This is a genomic window from Bacillus thermozeamaize (assembly GCA_002159075.1).
GTDB lineage: Bacteria > Bacillota > Bacilli > ZCTH02-B2 > ZCTH02-B2 > Bacillus_BB > Bacillus_BB thermozeamaize.
Genome location: LZRT01000121.1, coordinates 1 through 21,751, shown reverse-complemented (window position 1 = coordinate 21,751; position 21,751 = coordinate 1). Strand labels below are relative to the sequence as shown.

Sequence of the window (21,751 nt, the reverse complement as noted above, 5' to 3'; positions counted from 1 at the left end):
CGCTTTTCCTAGCATGCTTTGCATACTGCATACTTTGACATCACACTTTGTTGATGACACGGGCACCAAACAATCCCGTCGGCCTGACATAAAGGATGAGAATGATCAAAAGGAAAATGAACGCCGTCTTCAGTTCGGCAGAAACATAAAACGTGATCAGGTTTCCGACCACTCCAATGATCAAACCGCCCAAGATCGCGCCGGGAAGACTAATAAACCCTCCCAAAACGGCGGCAGCGAAAGCCATAATCAATACATCCGCCATAAAGTTGGGATCCAGCATCGTCGTCGGGGCCGTCAGCATCCCTGCGACACCGCCGAGAACCGTGCCAACCACCCACGTCCAGGTAAAGACGCTGCTCACCTGTATCCCCATCAATTCCGAGGTCATCGTATCCTGCGAGGTGGCGCGCATCGCGAGTCCGATTTTGGTATAGCGGAACACGGCAAAAAAGAGCAACATCAACGCCAGCGTCACGGCCACAACAAACAACTCATTGGGGGTCACATAAATTCCGGCCAGCTGGTAAGGGCTTCCCGGAACCGCTTCCGGAAAACTGGTCGGCGTATATCCCCAAATGATCCCCGCCAGCCCGTGAAACACCATGTACAACCCGAGGGTCAGGACAATCTGGTTCAGCACCGGTGCCTGTTGCACCGGACGCATAAAGAGGAATTGCACCACCATCCCGAACACCGCCGCAAACAGGAGCGCCAGGAGAAAGGAAACGCCATACGAAAAACCTTGCTTTTCCAAAAAGACATAGGCGACAAACGTGGTGACCATCGCCATCTCACCCTGGGCAAAATTGACCACATCGGTCGTCCGGTAGATCAGGACCAGCCCGAGCGCTGCCAGCCCATAGATACAACCAAAGATCAGTCCACTGACAATCAATTGCCAAACCAACAAACACCCCTCCATTCCTCTGAATCTATCGCGAAAAAGAGGAGCGGGGGACAACCATCTTCCCCCACCCTTATGTTCCTCTCCTTTGCCTCTGCCCGGTCAGTCTTCATATGTGATCTTGCCGGTGGCCGGATCATAATGGATGATTCCGGTTATCGGCACGATTTTGCCATCCTTGGCTTCCGTCATGAACAGTGACGTCAGGCCATAGCGGTACTCCGGCGTGTAGGTGACGCTGGGGTACAACGAGCCATCCCATTTGTCCAGGGTCTCCAGCGCCTTGATGTAATTCTCCCAGCTCAAATCGTCGCCGGCCCGTTTCAGCCCTTCGACAAATATCTGGGCGGCCACCCATCCCCACTGGGCGTTGCCGTTATAAGTGGAATTGGGAAAATCCTTCGTAAACCGTTCCTTGTACAGCTTCATATCCGGATCATCGGAATCATCCGCCATCGGCATCGATGCGGAGCTGATCACCCCTTCCCAGATCTCTTCACCAGCCAGCTTGAACAGGTTGGTGTCGTTTGCGCCCACCGAACAGACGATCATGGGAATATTCGTCGCATTGATCTTGTGCATCTCCTTGCGCAAGCTGGCCGCGGGTTTGGGTGTCGCAAAAGCGAGGATCACATCGGGCTTGGATTTTTGAAGCTGCTGGGCCTGAGAGCTGAAATCCGCATCAGTCACCAGGAAAGGCACTTCGGCGACAACTTCCAGCCCATTGTATTTTTTGATCGCCTCCTTGGCCCCTTCCAGCCCCTCCTTGCCGAAATCATCGTTCTGGTAGGCGATGGCCACTTTTTTCGCGCCCATCTTGTTCACGGCGTAGTCCACGTATATGGCTGCCTCCATCCGGTAATTCATCAGGTAGCCAAAGTAGTTTTTCACGGGCGGGTTGACAAATTGATCTGCTCCCGAAGAAACAGCCACCACCGGGATCCCTTTTTCGACAAGATACGGTTTGACTGCTGCGTTACAGGGAGTGCAGACATTCCCCACCAGTGCAAACACCTTGTCCTCCTCCACCAGACGCTTGGCGGCAGGCACCGTTTTCGACGGCTGATACTGATCATCGTAGGCGATCAATTTCAATTTCCGCCCATTGACTCCGCCGTTTTCGTTCACATAATTGAAATAGGACTGTATCCCCTGCCGGATCAGATCATACTGCGCAGCCGGTCCGGTCTGCGGTCCGATATGACCCACAAGAATCTCGCTGTCAGTCACGCCCTGCGCCTGCTGCTTCGGTTGATTCCCGGCATCTCCCCCCTGCTGGTTATTTCCAGGAGAAGTGTTGGCGGGCTGATTTCCCCCACAGGCCGTGATGATCAAAAGCAGTACTAAAGTAATAACTCCTCCGACAAACGTGAGCCGTTTCCGTCGCATCATTCATCCTCCTGTATTTATATTTTGTAATTTTCAGATTTTTAGTTAAAAACTACACATTCTTCTTGATTTCCCCCTTTCCCCCCTTTCAACGGATACCTCCCATCGTGATAAGAATGCGCTTTCATTTCGTGTAACGGCACTTAAAATTTTTCTTTATTGAGAGAAATATAATCTATGTATTGTTGCTTTGTCAATAATTAATTTATGTTATTTTATGATATTGATATTATTAATATATTGATATCAATATATTGATATCACTAATGAAAAAGAGTGGAAAAATCCACCCTTTCTTTACAAAAGGAACCTGTTAGATTCCTTTTTTTCAAATCAACCAGATTCAACCGGACTGCCGTTCCACCAGTTCCGCCGCATACATCATCAAATTCCGCACCATCTCCCCAAATGAGGCAAACCGCTCATCCTGCGTCTTTCCTATCTTCCAGCGATAGTAGATCTGCTGCAGGACGACCGCCAGTTTGAAGTGCGCAAAAGTGAGGTAGTAATCGATGTTGGATACATCGCGGCCCGTCTTTTGCGCATAACGTTCGATAAACTCCTCCCGGCGGATAAACCCTGGTGTAGTGGTGATGGTAGGCAGGCCTCGCTTCAACAGTTCCGGATCATCGGCCAGCACCCAGTATCCCAGCGTCACTCCCAAGTCAAACAGGGGATCGCCAATCGTGGCCATCTCCCAATCCAACACTGCCACCACCTGCGAGAGATCCTGAGACATCAACATGTTGTTCAGCTTGAAGTCGTTATGCACAATCGTGGTGCCCCGGCTGACGGGGAGATGGTCCAAAAGCCACCGGGATACCCGGTCGACAACGGGAATCTCCTCTGTCCGGACCCGTTCGTATCGGCCTATCCAGCCCCTGACCTGCCTTTCCAGGAAACCTTCGGGACGGCCAAACTCCTCCAGGCCAGCCTCCCGGTAATCCACCTGGTGCAGCTGGACCAGCGTATCTACGACGGCATAGGAAATTTGGCGGCAGACCGCTTCATTCACCGCAACCCCCGGCGGAAACTGGCGATCCAGCACAACCCCCTTCTTTCGTTCCATCACATAGAAGGGCGCGCCGATCACCGACTCATCCTCGCAAAACACATACGGCTTTGGAACCAACGGAAAAACCGGGTGAAGGCGCATCAGCAACTGCGATTCACGCTTCATATCGTGTGCCTTCGGGGGCAATGGGCCAAAAGGCGGCCGCCGCATCACCGCTTCCCAATCGCCAATCCGAATGAGATAGGTCAGGTTGGAGGCGCCGGAAGGAAATTGCCGAACTTCCATCGGCAGATCCGCCGGAACGCCTTCTACGTGTTCAAGCAAATAACGTCGCACCGCTTCTCTGTCAAAATCTTCGCCCCGTCGGACAGCAATGGTCTCCTCCAACAATGTTCCACTCATCCTTCCTCTCGTACTTTCAATTTCATCAAATCCCAATTTGCTGGATTTCCATTCGACTTTAAGATATCTTCTGTTGATTGTCAATATTTCCTCCCAAAAAATCAGGATTGACATCCATTGCAAAAATGTATATATTGTATATGCACACTAATATAAACATATACATTATAATCACTCTGCAGAGGAACGTGGTTCATGAAAATCATCATTTCAAACGCCGGCAAGGAACCAATCTATGAGCAAATTAAAAGGCAACTGAAGGAAAGCATTCTCAAGGGGGAACTGAAAGAAGGCGACCTTCTCCCTTCCATCCGGCAGTTGGCCAAAGATCTGCACATCAGCGTGATCACCACCAAAAAGGCTTATGAAGAGCTGGAAAAGGAAGGGTTGATCACCTCCGTCGTCGGCAAGGGATCGTTCGTCGCCGGACAAAGCCGGGAATTCTTGCGCGAAAAGCGTTTGAAGTTGGTCGAGGAAAAGCTGGCCGAGGTGGTCGCCGAAAGCAAGGCGTTAAACATTGACCTCAATGAATTGCAAGAGATGCTGCGCTTGCTTTACGAAGAATAAACCACAGATATTTAGACGGATTTGAGAAAGAGTTTTGAGAAAGAGGTTTAGAGAAAGAGCTTGTAAAGGGGGACCTCACCATGGATGATGTCGTCGTCTTTGACCAGGTCAGCAAGTCATATGGCGGTTTTCAACTGGACAGCCTCTCTTTTTCGCTTAAAAAAGGGTATATCCATGGCTTTATCGGCCCCAACGGAGCCGGCAAAACCACCACCATCAAGCTGATGATGAACCTGATCAAACCAGATACCGGTTCCATCCGGATCTTCGGGATGGACAGCCGGCATCAAGGAAAGGAGATCAGACAGCGGATCGGGTTTGTCTATGCGGAAAATCACTTTTACGAATATTTGACAGTGGAACAGATGAAGCGGGTCATCGCCTCTTTTTATCCGACGTGGAATGAAGCTGCATTCAATCGTTACCTCAGGATGTTCGGCCTGCCGGCCAAACGCAAAATTAGACACTTGTCGAAAGGGATGAAAATGAAGTATTCGATCGCCCTGGCCCTCTCCCACGATGCCGATTTGATCATCATGGATGAACCCACTTCCGGCCTGGATCCGGTTGTCCCTCGTGAAATCCTGGAACTTTTGTCGGAAGTAATCCAGGATGAAAACAAGACGGTCTTTTTTTCCACGCACATCACGTCGGATCTGGAGCAAATCGCCGATTATATCACCTTCATTCACGACGGCCGAATCCGCTTCAGCCAACCGAAAGACGAGATTCTCGATCAGTATCGCATCGTCAAAGGAGCGAAGGAGCTGCTCACACCGGACACCCGAAAGCTGTTTGTCGGGTTGCGTGAATCGCCATACGGATTTGAAGGGTTGACCATTGAGCCCGATGAGGTTCGCCGGCGCTTTCAGGATCAGGTGATCTGCGAAATCCCCTCATTAGAGGAGATCATGGTACTGACCGTAAAGGGCCATCAGCAAACAAGAGGTGAAAAAAGATGACAAGCTTGCTTTACAAGGAGTTTATGTCATTGCGAACCGTGATTTTTGTGTATCTGTTGGGTTTAGGAGTCTTGCTCTTCGTTACAACAATTATGAATGAGAATGGTTCAGCCTTCCTTCTCCCTGTCGCTGGTCTCTCGTGGTTTTTCATAATGAGCATCGCGGCTCAGGAAGAAAAAAACGATAGCCACATCCTGATCAACAGCCTGCCGGTCTCCCGGAAACAAGTGGTCGCGGCAAAGTATCTGTTTTCCATTCTGGCCGGACTGGTTTTCATCGGGATCGCCCTGATGGTTCACCCTTTGTTCAACCTGTCTTCCCAGGGAACCAACATGTTCGACGTGGTCTTAACGATGGCCGCCACCGGCTGGTTTGCCGCCATCTATTTCCCGATGTATTACTGGCTGGGGCCGCGTTTTGTCCAAATCAGCATGTTTATCCTCTTCATTCTGGTGTTCGCCATCTTGCCCCCGGTGTTCAACCTGGGAATAAAACATGATTTCTGGGGGCTTGGGGACTGGCTCCGGTCTGCATCACTCAACGTTCTGGCCGTTATCTTGCTCCTCTTGACAACCATCGTCCTACTGGGTTCCTGGGCCCTGTCGGCGCGCATCTACGAAAAAAAAGACCTTTAAGAGAGGTGAATCGATCAAACATCACCTTAAGCATTTCTTCCTTTCCGTAGTTCCAGTTTGGCCACCGTCCTGCGATGCACTTCATCCGGACCGTCGGCAATGCGCAGGACGCGTGAACGCGCCCAGAAATAGGCCAAAGGAAAATCCTGGCTGACCCCGGCACCCCCGTGTGCCTGAATCGCCCGATCCAGGACGCGTAATGCCACATTCGGGGCCACCACTTTGATCATGGCGATTTCCGCACGGGCGGCTTTATTGCCTACCGTATCCATCATGTAAGCAGCCTTCAGCGTCAACAGGCGGGCCTGTTCGATTTCGATTCTGGAATCGGCTATCCATTCCTGGATGACGCCCTGTTCGGCAAGCGGTTTGCCAAACGCGACACGTTCCTTCACCCGCCGGCACATCAGCTCCAGCGCCCGTTCCGCCACGCCGATCAAACGCATGCAATGGTGAATGCGCCCAGGTCCCAGCCTTCCCTGCGCAATGGCAAACCCTTTGCCCTCTCCCCACAAAATGTTCGAGGCCGGCACACGCACATTGTCAAAGATAATCTCTGCATGGCCGTATGGCGCGTCATCATAGCCGAACAAGGTTAAATGCCGGACAATTTTTACACCCGGTGTGTCGATGGGAACCAAAATCATCGATTGCTGCTCATGTTTGGGCGCATTGGGATTGGTTTTGCCCATAACGATAAGAATTTTGCAGTTGGGATGCAAGGCTCCGGTCGACCACCATTTTCTCCCGTTGATCACATACTCATCCCCGTCCCGGACAATTTGTGCTTGGATATTGGTTGCATCCGAAGAAGCGACGTCCGGTTCCGTCATCACAAAGGCGGAACGAATCTCGCCATTGAGCAGGGGAACGAGCCATTGTTCCTTCTGTTCCGGGGAGCCATACAAGACAAGCGTTTCCATGTTTCCCGTATCCGGCGCCGAACAGTTGAACACTTCCGAAGCAAAGGGCACACGCCCCATGATTTCAGCCAGCGGGGCATATTCCAGATTGCTCAGGCCGGCCCCGTATTCTTCGTGAGGCAAAAACAGGTTCCACAGGCCGGCAGCCTTGGCCTTCGCCTTCATTTCTTCCATCAGCGGCGGAACGGTCCACCTGTTTTCCAATTGTTGCAGCTGCTCGTAGTATTTTTTCTCATTCGGATATATGACTTCTTCCATAAACTCCATCAGGCGTGCCCGCAGCTTTTGAACCTTCTCCGAGTATTCGAAGTGCATGTTTCCCCTCCAACTATCTCATTCTAGTAAAATTCTGGTACGATAATAAATATAATATAATGTTAGAAATACGAAAAGAGTGGGCCATGCAAAGCACCACTCCTTAAAAAGCTGTCTGTTCTTAAAAAGCGAACTCATGGACGCGATGTTGAAATCATGGATGCGATGTTGAAGTTTTGAGGCCGCCATCAGAAAAAATACGTTCTTCTTGTATGTTCCCCTCTTGATCGAGGTAGTACAGCGTGTACCCGTCCGCTGTGCCTTGGTCTGACCAAGAAATAAACAGCTGCATGAACATCAAACCGTTTTGGAGTCCATCAACATCTACGGCATCCATTCCGCCGTCGTCAAAAGAATAGCCTTCTTTGGCAGGATAGTCATATCTCCACAACTTCCCGCCTTCTTTGGCATTTGGCACCTCTGCGTGGTCGGTTCCGAACAAGTTCTCGATTTCTTTCTGTGTGCGTCCAATCGTCATGTGGCTTGCCATGTAACTGACCATGCGCCGGACTTGTTCCTTCAAGCGTTCAAATTGTTCCTTTGATGGATACCCGGCTTGTAATGCCAGGCCTTTTTCAATCGATTTCAATGCCTCCTTCGATTGATAGGTTTTTCGTTGCGCATCTGCAAGATAATACCAATAAATGGCTTGATCAGGATGATTAATCGTTTGCTCCTCATAATACGCAACCACTTTTCGGAAATAACCGGGGTATACATCTTCTGCCGGAATCATCTCCTGTCGGCTTGGATCCCAACGGTAAACCTCCACCTGGTAAGCTGACCCCACGTCTTTTTTCCAAATGGCGATTTCCGCCTGTTTATTCTCTCCCTTGGTTGAAGGCATTTGCTCTACGTCTAAGTTGATGTGATAAGCGATATTCGTCAACAATTCCAGGCTGCCATTCCGCCATTGATAAATGTCCAGGCCTTTTCCGGCATCAGCCCCCATCACCCAACCCAACAGCACTTCCGGATGGCCGTCGCCCGTCACATCGGCAAACCCCGCATAATCGACTGCATGCCCCAGACCTCTTGTTGTCCAAATCAATTTCCACTGTTTATTTTGTTCCTTCAATAATGCCGCCGACAAACTTTTTTGGCTTTGCGCGGTCTGTTCGTAAACCACCAACGCCTCATCGATGCCGTCCCCATCCAGGTCCCGAAATTGAATCGCTTGGCTCCCTTCCGGGTTGGCCGCCGCAAGCAGTCTGGCACCAGCAGGCAACCGCTTTTGAATGTCTATTCTCAATTCATCTTCGTGTTCTTTATCATCTAAAACCGTCGGCGGTTTAATCGTATCCCCCGGCGGAGGAAGCATGCCGCATCCTCCCAGCACAAGGAACGATGCGAACGCCACACCTACCCATCTCAATATTGGCATCGATGTTGCCCCCTTCTGTTGTCACCCATGCAAAACCTTCGTCAGTACGGGAGGAAAACTTGAACTTTTGTCCCTGTTCCTTCTTTACTGTCAATGACGATCTGACCACCATGCAGTTTGATCATTTCTTTCGCAATCGCCAAACCCAAGCCGCTTCCTGCAACATTGCTCGTCCCTTTATAAAATTTTTGAAATACATGGGGCAACTCATCCTCAGGAATGCCAATTCCAGTATCCTCAACCGTGATAATCACGTGTTCTTCCGTCTTGCTCGCATGGACATACACATGTCCATGCGGTTCGGTAAACTTAAACGCGTTGTCGACAAGGTTGATCAGAACTTGTTTCAAACGATACTCGTCGGCGGAAATGACAGGAAGCTGGTCATCCGCCTTGACTTGAAATATCAAGCTTTGCCGGAGTGCCCTTGGCTTGAGTTGCTTTTCCAGCCACATCAGCAATTCCGGAATGTGAAGCGGTTCCTTACGCAAAACGATCCTCCCCGCCTCAAACTTGGAAAAATCCAACAATTCTTCAACCAGCCGGCTCAAACGATCGCTCTCTTGCTCAATCACCTCAAGCCCGTCCTCCAGTTTCATCCGCTGGTCATGTTTTCCGGTCCGCAGCGTGATTGCCCAACCTTTGATGTTTGTCAACGGGGTGCGCAGTTCGTGTGAAATGGATGAGATGAACTCATTCTTCAGTTGCTCGCTCCGCGAGATTTGGCTCACCATCAGATTCAAGGTATCAGCAAGCTTTCCCATCTCATCGTTATAACGCTTCTTCGCACGGACCGAAAAATCCCCTTCCGCCATCTTTTCAGCCGCTTTTGTCAAATCGATGACCGGACCGACAATCGTCTTCGCTAAAAACCAACTGATCGCGGCCACCAGCGCAACCACCATTAGGCCAATCAACACCAACACAATGGCAAGGGTTTGGATCGCGTCCTCCACACCAGTCAAGGATGTGACAAACCGCACCACCCCGACCGTTTGCCCGTGATGGATAAGAGGATAAGACACCGCGAGGACAGGCTCGCGCGTAACCGGCATCGTGCCTTTCCAGCTCCCAGGTTCTCCCGCAAGAGCCTGTTGCACATCCGGGTCACGGTTGAACGAAAGATTGGATGGCAAGCCGTTCGTATCTTGCAGCAATCGCCCGGAAGCATTCAAAATCTGTACTTGCGCGCTCGTATGAAGAGAAAAATTATCCAGCAATTCTGCACTTCGTTCTTCCCAATGTTCGTCAGCCAAATACCGCTCAAACAGATGAGCAGACATTTCAGCATGACTAGCCAATATCATTTTGATATTTTGTTCGTAATAATACCTGATTGAAAAAATGAGGGCGATTTCGAGAAATAATACCGTAAGCAAAATCACAATGAGGTAGCTCCCCACCAATCTAACCTTGATCCCGCTCAACTGAATCGCCCTTTCGCCAGCGATATCCCAGCCCCCAAACGGTCTCGATAAATTTTGGCCGGGACGGATCAGCTTCAATCTTTTCCCGCAGTCTGCGAACATGGACATCCACCGTTTTCGGGTCACCCACAAAATCCTGCCCCCAAACCAGATCGAGCAGTCGATCCCGGTCCAAAGCATGGCCCGGATTTTCCATGAAAACCTTCATCATCTGAAACTCTTTTGGTGTCAATTCCACAGGATGCCCCGCTTTATAACATTCGTTCGCGGTCAAGTCCAACGTGAAAGGGCCGGAGCGAAGCACTCTCCGGCGAGTTTCGGAGGCACCTTTTGTCCGCCGTAAAATGGCCTTCATGCGAGCCACAAGTTCCAATGGGTTGAACGGTTTGACGATATAATCGTCAGCGCCAAGTTCCAGTCCCGTCACCTTGTCCATGTCCTGTCCCCGTGCGGTGAGCATCAGGATCGCCATTTCGGGATGCGCCGCCCGGAGCCGTCGGCAAATGTCGAATCCGTTCATGTCGGGAAGCATGATGTCCAGCACCACAACATCCGGCATGAGCCGATCCGCCATCGCCAACGCCTCTGCGCCAAAAGCCGTCTCGGCCACTACAAAGCCGCTCCGCTCCAAATTGATGACGACAAAGCGCCGGATATGCTCATCGTCCTCGACGACCAACACCTGATTGCGCTCAGCAGTACCCATCGCCGCCTCCATTTTGATTCGGTCATGTATAAACCTACCATACAACAAGATAAAACAGACGATGTAAAAACAGGAAACAGGACTTCCTCATATTATATTTCTTCTTCTTTTACGGAACCGTCCGGCATCACGCGATACTCATGTATCATCCCGTCAGCACCCAGATAATAATACGCAAACGATTTAACCTCTCCCTTTTCGTCAAAGCTGACAAACAACTGGGAAGCGAGCGATCCTTGGCGGAGGCCTTCCAAATCAACCGCATCCAGATTCCCTTCCACATGGAACTCATATCCTTCTTTCTTTCCGAAATCATAACGCCACGTTTCATCATCATCCATACCATACACTTCGGTATACACCGTCCCGAAGAGGCGCTTCACTTCTTCCTTGCTCATCCGCTGCTTTAAGTTTTGTTTGACAAACGCAAGGTCAACCGCCTTCTCCGCTTCTTCTACGGCAGAATGCTCACCTGTCAGGCCATCCGCATTCGAAACCTTCTGGTTACCCGCATTGGCATCCGCCTCGTTACCCGCATTTGCATCTGTGTCAGTCATCGCACCATCCACCTTGTTTGCGTCTCCAGCCTTTGCGTCTCCAGCCGCTGCATTTCCCGCATGGACGCCCGTCTCCTTTTCGAGATTGATGTCCGCTTCCTTTCCCGGATTCATCCCTGATGCATTGGGATCGTGGCCACAACCACTCATGAATGCAACGCACATGCACGCCACAGCAATAACGATGCTCCGCATTCTCATCAGATTATCCTTCCTTTCTTAATATTGTATTTTTCAACTTGCAACGTTCCGCATCCATGCTCATTTTATCTGTCAGCAGGCAAAAGAGGGTTACCAAATGGTTAAAAAACGTCGCGAAAAAGTAAAGCGGACCCTGAAAAAGGTCCACTTAAGGATCCTGTAGGATTCGTTGATCATCGCCCGGATGCTGTGATGATTTAATATGATTTAATATTTCGAAAAATAGACACATCAACTGGCGCATTATCTTGTCTGGTGCGCTTCACGCAACACCCGTTTCAGCACCTTGCCGGCGGCATTGCGGGGAAGTACCTCCACAAACTCCACGATGCGGGGTTTCTTGTAAGAAGCCAGATGTCTGGTGCAATGGGCGATCACTTCTTCCGCAGTTAATTGTGCACCCGGCTTTGGAACCACCACCGCCTTGACTGTCTCTCCCCAGGTTTCATCCGGCACACCGATGACGGCCGCCTCCAGGATCCCTGGATGGGTGTAGAGCACCTCCTCGATCTCTGCCGGATAGATATTTTCTCCACCGCTGATGATCATATCCTTCTTCCGGTCCACCACATACACAAACCCTTCCTCGTCCATCCGCACCAAATCGCCGCTGTGGAACCAACCGCCGCGGAAGGCCTCGGCCGTCGCCTCAGGATTTTTGTAGTACTCCTTCATGACAGTGGGCCCCCGGTAAACAATCTCACCAACCTCTCCCACCGGCACATCGTTCATCTCGTCATCCACAATGCGCACTTCCACATTCAACGCCGGCTTGCCGACCGATGTCGTCTTGCGCAGGATATCTTCATGGCCGAGCACCGTGGCACAAGGGCTCATCTCAGTCTGCCCGAATGCTTCATACAAGTTGGCATTGGGGAAGTAATGCATGATCCGTTTCTTCAGTTCCAGCGGACAAATCGCCCCACCGGTCGAACAGGAGGTCAACGAGCTCAGGTCATACTGTTCAATATTCGGGACTTGGAAAAGAAAATTCCACATCGCCGGCACGAGAAAGAGTTGCGTGATCCGCTCCGCCTGGATGGTTTCCAGAATCTTCACTGGCTCAAACTCGCGGTGAATCACCGTCGTCCCTCCAAGCAGGGTGGTCGTCACCAGTGTCGACATGGCCGCCACATGAAAGAGCGGCGGGACGACCAACTGCTTGTTCTGTGGCCTCAGGCCGGAAAAGGCGATCATGTTCATTGAATTCATGTACAGGTTCTTGTGGGTCAGCACCGCCCCCTTGGGACGGCCGGTTGTTCCTGACGTGTAAACGATCATGCAGGCATCGTCATCTGTGAGCCTTTCACAAGGAGTAAAGGAAACCGGTTGTTCAAAAATGGACTTATACCGGACCATTCCAGGAACCTCGTCCTGGCTTCCGACCACCACGATCGTTTCCACCTGCGGCAGTCGCTGGCGGATCGCTTGAATCGTCTCTACAAATTCACGACCGATAAACAGGATTTTGCTATCAGAATGATTTACAATGTAATCGATTTCATCACCTGCCAATCGAAAATTGATCGGCACGCCCACTGTTCCGGCCAGGGCCACCGCAAAGAAAACTTCAGGAAATGCCAGTTCATTCCGGAGAATAAAGCCAACCTTGTCATCGTAACCCAAACCTTGCGCCTGAAGCCATCCGGCCAGATGGAGCACCCGTTGCTCCATCTGGCGATAGGTCAAACGCTGTTCTTCATATACATAGGCTTCCATATCCGGAGAGCGGAAAGCCGCCCTCCGCAGCGCCTCTCCAACCAGCAGTTGTTGCGAATGCCTCAGAGTGGATGTTGTCATGTTCCCCCTCCTTTCGTTCTCACCGGTTTTCCAAACCTGTTTCCTGTTACCAACCGAGCGCCACGGCCGCTTTTTCCCGGTAAAGGCTCGGCGAGCCCAGATAGTTCTCAAGCGCACGCGCCCGCTTGATGTAGAGGTGGCAGTCGTACTCCCATGTAAAGCCCATGCCGCCGTGGTTCTGGATGTTGTGACCGGCCACCCGGATGTAGGATTCGTTGATCATCGCCCGGGCGCTGTAGATGGCCGCCTCTTGATCCGGCGCGCCATTTTCCAGGGCCCATGCCGCGTAATAGGTCAACGAACGGGCGCTCTCAAGGTCCAGCTTCATCTCCACGATCCGGTGCTTGATGGCTTGGAAGCGGCCGATGGGCTGCCCAAATTGCTTCCGCGTCTTGGCATATTCGGTGGACATCTCCACCGCCTGCGCCATCCCTCCCACCATCGTCGCACAGAGCGCCACATGGAGGTGCTTCAATCCTTCCTGCAGGAGTACCCACCCCGCCTGCTCAGGGCCCAGCCGTTGCGACTGCGGGAATCTCACCTCATGAAATTGCACTTCCGCCCAATCCCTCGTCTGATCAAAGCTTTTCAGGACCCGCGCTGACAAACCGGCCGTCTCCCTGTCCACCAGGAAAAGTGTCAGGCCGGATTCCGCGCTTCCCTGCGCCGTCCTCGCCAGCACAATCAGGGTATCTGCCTGATCGCCATGCGGGACCAGCGTCTTTGCGCCGTTGAGGATATAATCTTCCCCCTCTTTTTTTGCCGTCATCTGGATGTCGCCGGCGGCAAACCGGCCGGCAGGCGGCTCGTGACACGCCAGCGTAACCATCCGCTTACCTTCCGCAATGTCGGAAAGATACCGCTGTTTCTGCTCCTCAGACCCGTACATCTCCAGCAAGGGCACGGCCAGGGCCATCGTTTCCGGATACAGCCCCGGAGCCACGACACGGCCCAGCTCCTCGAGAATGGGCACCAGCGACAAGGGACCCTGTCCGAGTCCGCCATACTGCTCGGGAACATTCACGCCCATAAACCCGAGCTCCGCCATTCCTGTCCACAATTGGCGCAGCACTTCCCGCTGTCCTTCCATGTACTGGCGTGCCAGGCCGGTCCCGCCTTTGGATTCCAGATACTGGCGCATCGTCTGCTGAAACATTTCCTGTTCCGAATTCAATGCAAAATCCATCTTGCATCCACCTCCACACAATAATCGCCGGACCTTGTCACGACCGAACCGGACACCACAGGTCGTCCAGGGATCAAAACTTCACATCCTTCGGCAATCCGAGAATCCGTTCCGCCACGATGTTCTTCTGGATCTCGGAAGTGCCTCCTTCAATGGTATGCCCAAAGGCGCGAAGGTAACTGTTCTGCCAAATCGGATTGACCAGGGCGTCTTCCCGCCACAGCGAGCTGTAGGCCCCCTGCAGGGAGACCGCATAACCCAGCAATTCCTGGATCAGGGCGCCGCTCAGCAATTTGTCCATCGAACCTTCCGGACCGGGATGACCGGTTTTCAACTGCTTGGTCAGGTGCCGGTAATAGGTATACAGCGCCGCTTTGGTGCGGGCGTAATAATCGATCAGCCGCTGACGGACAAACGGATCCTTGATCAGTGGCTGCCCGCCCTGCTCCAGGCGCTTGGTCATCTCCACCAGTTCTTCAAACTGCCCCTGCAAACGGAATACCCAACGGGCAATGCCCACCCGTTCGTGACCGAGCAGGATCAACCCAACTTTCCAGCCGTCATCCACCTCGCCGACAATGTCCGCATCCTCGGCAACCGCGTCGTTAAAAAACACTTCGTTAAAATCATATTGGTCGTTCATCTGATGGATTGGACGCGTCTCCACACCCGGCTGGTGCATGTCGACGAGAAATGCCGTGATCCCCTCATGCTTCTTGCCCGTATTGGAGGTTCGTGCCAGCAAAAAACAGCGATCCGCCACGTGGGCATAACTGGTCCAGATTTTCTGGCCATTAATCACCCAGCGTCCGTTTTTGCGCTCCGCCCGCGTCTGAATGGCCGCCAGGTCGGAGCCCGCATTGGGTTCAGAATACCCCTGGCACCAAATCTCCTCGCCGCTCAGGATCTTGGGCACATATTTTTTCCGCTGCTCCTCCGTGCCGATCTGCAACAGCGTCGGTCCTACCATCCAGATCCCAATCGAGTTGAGCACCGGAGGCGCTTTCACGCGCGCCATCTCCTGTTCATAAATCACTTCTTCGATCAGCGTGGCACCCCGACCGCCGTATTCCTTCGGCCAGGAAATGCCAGCCCAACCGCCCTCGTAGAGCTTCCGCTGCCACTGGCGGAGAAACTCGGTTCGTTCAAATCGGTCTTCCGGCAGGGTAACCTTTCCCTCCAGCCATCCCTCCGGCAGGTTCTCCTCCAGCCATTGCCGCAATTCCATGCGAAACTTCTCTTCCTCGGGAGAAAATGAAAAGTCCATCCTGCAATCCCTCCTTAAGAGTCGTGACTTTGGAATCAGGTCAGGCCACTCTTTTGAAAAAGAGATTCATTGTTGGAAATATAAATACAAGACGAGTATATCACAATAAATCCTTTTTGAGGAATAATTGGCACAACAATTATAAACCAAAGTTTTGAATTAAAACATTGACACGACGGTCCGTCCGTCATATGATGGATCAAGATAATATTCTCTATATTTTATATTTTGTTTTGTTTTCTTTTTGTTTTTATCTTGATTCTTTTTTCTGGATAAGGAGGCGATCATCCCATGGCGACCAATGGAATCGTTCGTCTGTTGCGAAGGGAGGTGAAACGTCGCGAGCTGGCAGTATACCCTACTGGAAAATACCGTCTGTTCCTGCTTTTTGTCGTCGTCCTGGCCAACATCGTAGCCAGTTACGAGGGAAATCTGGCGCCCATTGTCCCCTTGCTGATCAAGGAGCTCGGCATCACATCCCTGATTTACGGGCAATTGAATGCGATTACACTTTTGTTTACGGCAATCGTCGTCCTCTTTATCGGTCCTTATGCCGACCGTTTTGGACGGTCGCTCTTTGTGGTCGCGGGAATCCTTGTCACGGCCATCTTTATCTTCGTCATGACGGGAATCGACACCGTTGCCGAATTCCTGATCGTCAAGATCATTTTGGGTATCACGGATGCCGTGGCGCTGGGGCCGGTGGCCGGGCTGGTTCGGGATTTTTCCCCGCAGATGAGCCGTGGCATCGCCTTCGCCTTCTGGTCGATGGGACCTGTCGGCGGCCCTTTCATCGCCAACGGCGTGGCCGCCGTCACTCTTCCGATGTTCGGAACCTGGCAGTCCCAGCTGTATATCATGGGCAGCATCTGTCTCCTGCTGTGGGTCGTGGTTTTTCTCTTTCTGCGGGATTTGTCTCCCGAACTCCGGGGGCGGGTGGTCACCCATGAATCAGAGGCGCACGCGCAGGTTCAACCGGAACAATCAACCGACCCGGCCGGGCTTCCGGAAGAAAAAATCACCCTGCGAAGGGCGTTGAAAATTCCCCTTGTCTGGCTTCAGCCCCTGGGGATGGCCCTGTTTCTGCTGATCTACTTCACCATGCTGGTTTACGGTCCCCTGTTCTTTACGGAGACGTACAAGGTGGATGAGGCGATCGCCGCACGACTGACGATGTTTTTCTGGGTAGGAACATTCATCGGGCTGATTGGTTCCGGCTGGCTGTCTGACCGGTTGCGATTGCGAAAAATTGTCACCACCACGGGCGCGCTCGTGGCTGCCATCTTCAACCCGATCTGGATTCTCTACGGGATGACGCCGGAAACCAGCCAGAATCTGGTCGCCTTGTGTTCCTTCCTAGCCGGCGTGACAGGCGCTTGCGCATATTCTTCCTGGATGGCCATGTATTCTGAAAATCTGGAACAGATCGACCCGTGCATCCAGGCCACCGGCTGGGGCGTCTTCGGCTTTGCGATGCGGGCAATGATTTTGCTCGTTGCCTTCTTTTCACCCATGGTGGCAAAAATGGCTGGAGGGTGGCAGGCCTGGTTTTGGCTTGCTGAAGTCGGCATGATCCTGTACCTGATTTTCCCCTTCCTGGCCTATGGCCCGTGGTTTTCGGCAGAAAAAGGCGCAGCCACACCTCCGTCTGTGAAACCGTCCACCTGAAAGCGGTTTCATCCCATTCGTTCATAATAAACGAAATATGGTGAATATATTAAATGAAAGATTTCTTTAAAGGAGGTTTAAACGTGCAGTCCCCATTGCGGAAGATTGACCAGGTGGATATTGACACGCTGCACACGGATTTCCACGTCGACCAGGTCATCGATTATGTGCATGAAGGCTTGCGGGACATTGACACCAATTACGCCATGGAACTGTACAAAAAATTTGAACAGCAGCGGTGGCAGGTCCATGAGCTGGACTTTACGCAGGATCGAGTGGACTGGCAGGAAAAGTTGTCCAACAGGCAGAAAGAGGCCTTCCTCGCCATCGCAACAGGTTTTCATCACGGAGAGCGGCAGGTAGCCGTCGATATCATCCCGATCATCAGCGCGGTCCCAAAAGATGAGCACAAGATTTTCCTGACCAGCCACCTGGAAGACGAATCGAGGCACACCGTCTTTTTTGACCGGTTTTACCGGGAAGTGGTCGGATTTGCATCGGATGGCATCCAGGACACGCTGGATCAGTCGTATCAATACATGAGCGAAACCTTTATCGGGTCGTTTGGTTTTCTGGCCTATCTGACCGACCAAATCCGCCTGAATCCGAACGACCGCCGGCTTTTGGTCTCCGCGTTGACCAATTACCAGTTGTGGATTGAAGGGGTTCTTGCCCTCAGCGTCATGAAAGTCACGCTCAGCTTTTGCAAAAAATTTCAGGTCCTGCCGGCCTTTCACAAAGGTTTCCTGGCGACAACCAGGGATGAATCACGGCACGTGTACTTCGGGATGAAACTGCTCAAGGAGTTGATCAGCGAGGATCCTTCGCTCGTTCCTGTCGTATACGATACGGTATATACCATGTTGAACATGAGCTCTACTTACACGACCTTGATCGACTATACGCCACTTGGGGTAGAGCGTCTCTTTGTCCGGGCGACAATGATTGAGAATCTGAAAAAGAAACTGAACATGCTGGAAATCCCCATCCCGCGCGAGCTGCAGGCAATGATCGACGCGATTCAGCCGGAGGCAGCCGCAGGGGGTTAAGCCAAGCCTGACGTGACGCACCGATCCATCCTTGAATCATTTTGTCTAGGGAGGCGAAACGATGCCTGCACTTTTCAGCCAGGAATGGCTTGACCGGTTTGCCGAAGAGATTCAAAAGGGACCTTCCCCTGAGCGGCTCCAAAAAGTGGACGACAATTACTGGCAGTGGATTGAAAGGCGCAAACCGGACCTGAATCTCCGGCTTGCACTGGTGATCAAGGAAGAACCGGAACAATACGCCTACCTGGAATTTAAAAACGGTGAATTGGCGGATTGGCACCTCGGTACAGCGGATGAACGGCACACTGCCGACTTTGTCCTCGGCGGGACACGGGAAGATTGGCAAGAGGTCCTGACAGGGCCGCGCGATCTGACACAAAACATCATGTATCGCCGGCTCCGGCTCTTCCAGGGAAACCTGCACGCCTTCTTCCGCGGCATTTATTTCTTCGTCGAAACGCTGCGCGCGGGCCTGCGCGCCCCTGTGAAATTTTAAAGAAACGCAACGTTAGAACGAGCGATCTTAAAAATAAGAGCCACTTTCCCGACAGAAAGTGGCTCTACGTATTTGTCCGCAAGAGTTGCCGTGATGCCCATCGTGCCAGCATGTGCATGAGACGGGAACAAATGAAACGGGGGTCAGCGGTTCACTTCCGTCCCTGCATCATGCAACCTCGGCTGACGCGCCGGCACCATAGACTTCAGCGGCCCCGCCTGTAACAGCAGGAAAAACAGGAGCAGGCAGATCAGGGAAGAAATCCAGAAGGGGCCTGAGATCAAGAAGGTGAAAACCCATCCCCCGAAAAGCGGACCCACAATCCTTCCCAGGCTGTCGGCCGCCTGCTGCAACCCCATGGTCGTCCCTTGGCCCATCACCGTATGCTTGGATAGAAAGGAGATAATCGTCGGCCGGATCATCGCTTCTCCTACACCGATAAACCCGCAACCGAGAACAGCCATCCACACCCCTGTGGAACAAGCAATGAGCAGATAACCCGCGACATTGAGAAACAACCCGCTCAGGGCGATTTTCTCCTCCCGAACATGCCGGTACATCACGTCCATCAGGAAAAATTGCACCGCCACCGATACCCCGGACAACACGCTGAACGACAGACCGGTCTCCATCAAGGATGCCTGAAAGCGTTCAATGAGCAGGTACCCCAACATGCCGAACAGACTGGACGCCGCCACCGATATTCCAAGTATGATGCCGAACATCAGCCGGTACCCTGGATAAAACACCATCATCATCGAACGCCACAATGAGAATGTTCCGCCTGCTGCCAATGCAACCTGTCTGGGAGGCTCGCGCAACATCAACCATACAAAAGGCAGCGTCAGCCAGGCCAGCAGTCCGGCCGCCACAAAGGGCGCCTGCACTCCAAGCGGCGAAAACAGGCCGCCCACCGCCGGCCCGCATAAGAACCCCAGCCCGTTCAACGCCCCCATTCTGGCCATCGCGCTGCCCCGGTTTTCCAAATCCGTGGCGTCAGCCACAAGCGCAAAGACGGCGGGCTGCGTTCCGGAAGAAAGAAAGGCACCGATCATGCGAGCAAGCAACAGTTGAATGTATGACTTGGCAAACAGCAACGAAAAAAAAGCCACGCCAAAACCAAAGAGACCAAAAAGCAACAGCGGCTTTCGCCCCAGCCGATCCACCATTCTTCCCCAAAACGGCGTGCTGATAAACTGGGCCACTGCCCAGCCTGTGATCAAACTCCCCATCTGAAAGGATGTCAAGTGAAGCTGGTCGGCAAGGTATGGAAGCGCAGGCAGAACAATCCCGTAACCAGTCATTGTCAAAAACATGACAAATCCCAGCAGTATGAAGTTTTTGTCCATCATGTCGCCCGTTCTCCATTCTGACAGAAAAAAATTCGATTCCCTAAACAACAGGGACGAAATTTGCTAAAATAAATTTGCATTACCTGAATCATACAACAAAATCGAATCCATTTGAAGACGCAAGACCAAGCTCAAAAAGCGGGGGATCATCCGATGCAGGCCGATATTTTAGCCGATAAAGCAGTTCACCAGGTTGACTCTTTTTCCCTGCCGACAGGCTGGGACATTGGACCGGTCAACCTATTCCTGATATTTGGAGAAAAACTGACTTTGGTGGACACCGGCCACCGTTCCTGGGAACAATTCAATCTGGCCTTGCGGCAAAAAGGGCTCACGCTCAACGACATCCAGCAAATCGTGATCACCCATCACCATACCGATCACGTCGGTCTCTTAGAACGCATTCTGGCAGCCCATCCGGTGCCCGTCTACGGCCATCCCAACGCGGCACCGTATCTCAGCAGGGAGCCGTCCTTTCTTGCCTGGCATCGGGAATTTCTGGACACCTTTTACCGCCAGCTGGGCATCCCAGACGATCTGCTGAAAGCGTTCTGGCGGAAATGGGAAGAACGGAAGGAGGCTCAGGAAGCGGTTCCCCTGTCTGGCGTGCTGAAAGAAGGGGAACCCATCCCCGGACTGGAAGACTGGATCGCGATTGAAACCAAAGGACACGCCCAAAGCCATATTGCCTTGTACCGCAAACCGGATCAGGTGCTCATCTCCGGCGATCATATTTTTCAGCACACGCCATCCAACGCTTTTTTGGAGCCCCCGATCATCCCTCAAACACCCCGGCAGCCGCATCTGATCCAATACCGGGAGCACCTGAAAAAGGTGGGCCAACTACCGGTTCAAATCGTACTCCCCGGACACGGTCCGGCAATTGACGACCTTTCGGCGCTGGTTGAGGATCGTCTGCAAATCATCGAAAGACAAGTAGAGAAAGTGAAGCGCCTCTTGTCCCGGAACCAGCCAAAAACGGCCTTCCAGTTGATGACGGAACTGTACCCGTCCATGTACCGGGACCACTTGCCGCTCGCGGTTTCGGAAGTGGTAGGGCGTCTGGATGTCCTCATCGAACGCCAAGAAGTGGCGGAAGAAATCAGGCAAGGAATCAGGTATTATCGGTTGCTCGGTTAGAATTCCTTTCCACGCACGGAAGGTTGCCGCGATTCGGGAAGCGGAAGCTCCACTTCCCGAAACCACAACGCAACAAAAGGAGGTGCATCCACACCCCCTTCAGCTTTCTTCTACTTCGGCATGCCGAGAACCATCTCGGCGATGATGTTTTTCTGAATCTGGCTAGAACCGGCGTAAATGATTTCCCCACGCGAGGCGAGGTGAATCTGCTGGATCATGCCGCGGCTGACGCTGTCCTCACCCCAATAAGGTGCCTCCGAACCGAGGATTTCCATTCCCAGGTTCCCCATCCGCACGTGCATCGTGCTCCAGTACAGTTTCTGCAACGAAGCGTCGGGACCCAGCTTGCCCTCATTCAACAGCTGGCTGATGGTTTTCAGGCCCAGGTAGCGGAAGATCCGGA

The 21,751-nt window shown here is 52.3% G+C and carries 19 protein-coding genes and 1 pseudogene; 7 read left to right on the top strand and 13 right to left on the bottom strand.

Going from position 1 to position 21,751, the window contains the following annotated elements:
- Nucleotides 1-40: 40 nt before the first annotated feature.
- From BAA01_05635 to BAA01_05625, 3 genes are all read right to left on the bottom strand, one after another.
- Nucleotides 41-925, bottom strand: coding sequence for a branched-chain amino acid ABC transporter permease (locus tag BAA01_05635; GenBank protein ID OUM84623.1), 885 nt, complete (start codon nucleotides 923-925; stop codon nucleotides 41-43).
- Nucleotides 926-1,009: 84 nt separating this feature from the next.
- Nucleotides 1,010-2,296 (bottom strand): hypothetical protein, encoded by a 1,287-nt coding sequence (locus BAA01_05630; protein ID OUM84622.1) that lies wholly within the window; start codon nucleotides 2,294-2,296, stop codon nucleotides 1,010-1,012.
- A 343-nt stretch (nucleotides 2,297-2,639) separates the two neighbouring features.
- Nucleotides 2,640-3,713 carry an aminoglycoside phosphotransferase gene (locus BAA01_05625; protein ID OUM84717.1) on the bottom strand — a complete coding sequence of 358 codons (1,074 nt, stop codon included), beginning with the start codon at nucleotides 3,711-3,713 and terminating at the stop codon, nucleotides 2,640-2,642.
- Nucleotides 3,714-3,908: 195 nt separating this feature from the next.
- Here BAA01_05625 and BAA01_05620 point away from each other — a divergent pair, with 195 nt between their 5' ends.
- From BAA01_05620 to BAA01_05610, 3 genes are all read left to right on the top strand, one after another.
- Entirely contained in the window at nucleotides 3,909-4,280 is a 372-nt protein-coding gene (locus BAA01_05620; protein OUM84621.1) for a GntR family transcriptional regulator, read from the top strand.
- Between the two features lie 80 nt (nucleotides 4,281-4,360).
- Nucleotides 4,361-5,242 carry a sodium ABC transporter ATP-binding protein gene (locus BAA01_05615; GenBank protein ID OUM84620.1) on the top strand — a complete coding sequence of 294 codons (882 nt, stop codon included), beginning with the start codon at nucleotides 4,361-4,363 and terminating at the stop codon, nucleotides 5,240-5,242.
- The gene (locus BAA01_05610; GenBank protein ID OUM84619.1) at nucleotides 5,239-5,877 is read left to right on the top strand and encodes a hypothetical protein; all 639 of its coding nucleotides are present in this window, start codon (nucleotides 5,239-5,241) and stop codon (nucleotides 5,875-5,877) included. The genes BAA01_05615 and BAA01_05610 overlap by 4 nt, the downstream gene beginning before the upstream one ends.
- Before the next feature lie 26 nt (nucleotides 5,878-5,903).
- Here the strand turns inward: BAA01_05610 and BAA01_05605 are convergent, their stop codons facing one another.
- The 8 genes from BAA01_05605 to BAA01_05570 form a co-directional block, all read right to left on the bottom strand.
- Entirely contained in the window at nucleotides 5,904-7,115 is a 1,212-nt protein-coding gene (locus BAA01_05605; GenBank protein ID OUM84618.1) for an acyl-CoA dehydrogenase, read from the bottom strand.
- Between the two features lie 154 nt (nucleotides 7,116-7,269).
- Nucleotides 7,270-8,499 (bottom strand): hypothetical protein, encoded by a 1,230-nt coding sequence (locus tag BAA01_05600; GenBank protein ID OUM84617.1) that lies wholly within the window; start codon nucleotides 8,497-8,499, stop codon nucleotides 7,270-7,272.
- 41 nt (nucleotides 8,500-8,540) lie between these two features.
- The gene (locus tag BAA01_05595) at nucleotides 8,541-9,926 is read right to left on the bottom strand and encodes a two-component sensor histidine kinase (GenBank protein OUM84616.1); all 1,386 of its coding nucleotides are present in this window, start codon (nucleotides 9,924-9,926) and stop codon (nucleotides 8,541-8,543) included.
- Entirely contained in the window at nucleotides 9,907-10,632 is a 726-nt protein-coding gene (locus BAA01_05590) for a DNA-binding response regulator (protein ID OUM84615.1), read from the bottom strand. Before BAA01_05590 ends, BAA01_05595 begins: the two co-directional genes overlap by 20 nt.
- A 92-nt stretch (nucleotides 10,633-10,724) precedes the next feature.
- The gene (locus tag BAA01_05585; GenBank protein ID OUM84614.1) at nucleotides 10,725-11,390 is read right to left on the bottom strand and encodes a hypothetical protein; all 666 of its coding nucleotides are present in this window, start codon (nucleotides 11,388-11,390) and stop codon (nucleotides 10,725-10,727) included.
- Nucleotides 11,391-11,633: 243 nt separating this feature from the next.
- Nucleotides 11,634-13,190 (bottom strand): acyl-CoA synthetase, encoded by a 1,557-nt coding sequence (locus tag BAA01_05580; GenBank protein ID OUM84613.1) that lies wholly within the window; start codon nucleotides 13,188-13,190, stop codon nucleotides 11,634-11,636.
- Nucleotides 13,191-13,236: 46 nt separating this feature from the next.
- Nucleotides 13,237-14,376: an acyl-CoA dehydrogenase gene (locus tag BAA01_05575; GenBank protein OUM84612.1), complete on the bottom strand. Its 1,140-nt coding sequence runs from the start codon at nucleotides 14,374-14,376 to the stop codon at nucleotides 13,237-13,239.
- A 73-nt stretch (nucleotides 14,377-14,449) separates the two neighbouring features.
- A complete protein-coding gene (locus tag BAA01_05570; GenBank protein ID OUM84611.1) occupies nucleotides 14,450-15,643 on the bottom strand; it encodes an acyl-CoA dehydrogenase in 1,194 nt (397 codons plus the stop codon).
- Between the two features lie 291 nt (nucleotides 15,644-15,934).
- Here BAA01_05570 and BAA01_05565 point away from each other — a divergent pair, with 291 nt between their 5' ends.
- The 3 genes from BAA01_05565 to BAA01_05555 all read left to right on the top strand — a co-directional run bounded on the left by BAA01_05565 (nucleotide 15,935) and on the right by BAA01_05555 (nucleotide 18,856).
- Entirely contained in the window at nucleotides 15,935-17,311 is a 1,377-nt protein-coding gene (locus BAA01_05565) for a hypothetical protein (protein OUM84610.1), read from the top strand.
- 113 nt (nucleotides 17,312-17,424) lie between these two features.
- A complete protein-coding gene (locus BAA01_05560) occupies nucleotides 17,425-18,360 on the top strand; it encodes a hypothetical protein (GenBank protein OUM84716.1) in 936 nt (311 codons plus the stop codon).
- 61 nt (nucleotides 18,361-18,421) lie between these two features.
- Nucleotides 18,422-18,856: a hypothetical protein gene (locus BAA01_05555; GenBank protein ID OUM84609.1), complete on the top strand. Its 435-nt coding sequence runs from the start codon at nucleotides 18,422-18,424 to the stop codon at nucleotides 18,854-18,856.
- 143 nt (nucleotides 18,857-18,999) lie between these two features.
- Here the strand turns inward: BAA01_05555 and BAA01_05550 are convergent, their stop codons facing one another.
- Nucleotides 19,000-20,208 (bottom strand): MFS transporter permease, encoded by a 1,209-nt coding sequence (locus tag BAA01_05550; GenBank protein ID OUM84608.1) that lies wholly within the window; start codon nucleotides 20,206-20,208, stop codon nucleotides 19,000-19,002.
- Between the two features lie 153 nt (nucleotides 20,209-20,361).
- Between BAA01_05550 and BAA01_05545 the strand changes: the two genes are divergently transcribed.
- Nucleotides 20,362-21,348: a hypothetical protein gene (locus tag BAA01_05545; protein ID OUM84607.1), complete on the top strand. Its 987-nt coding sequence runs from the start codon at nucleotides 20,362-20,364 to the stop codon at nucleotides 21,346-21,348.
- A gap of 110 nt (nucleotides 21,349-21,458) precedes the next feature.
- On the opposite strand, the pseudogene BAA01_05540 reads toward BAA01_05545, so the two are convergent.
- A pseudogene (locus BAA01_05540) lies at nucleotides 21,459-21,751 on the bottom strand (hypothetical protein).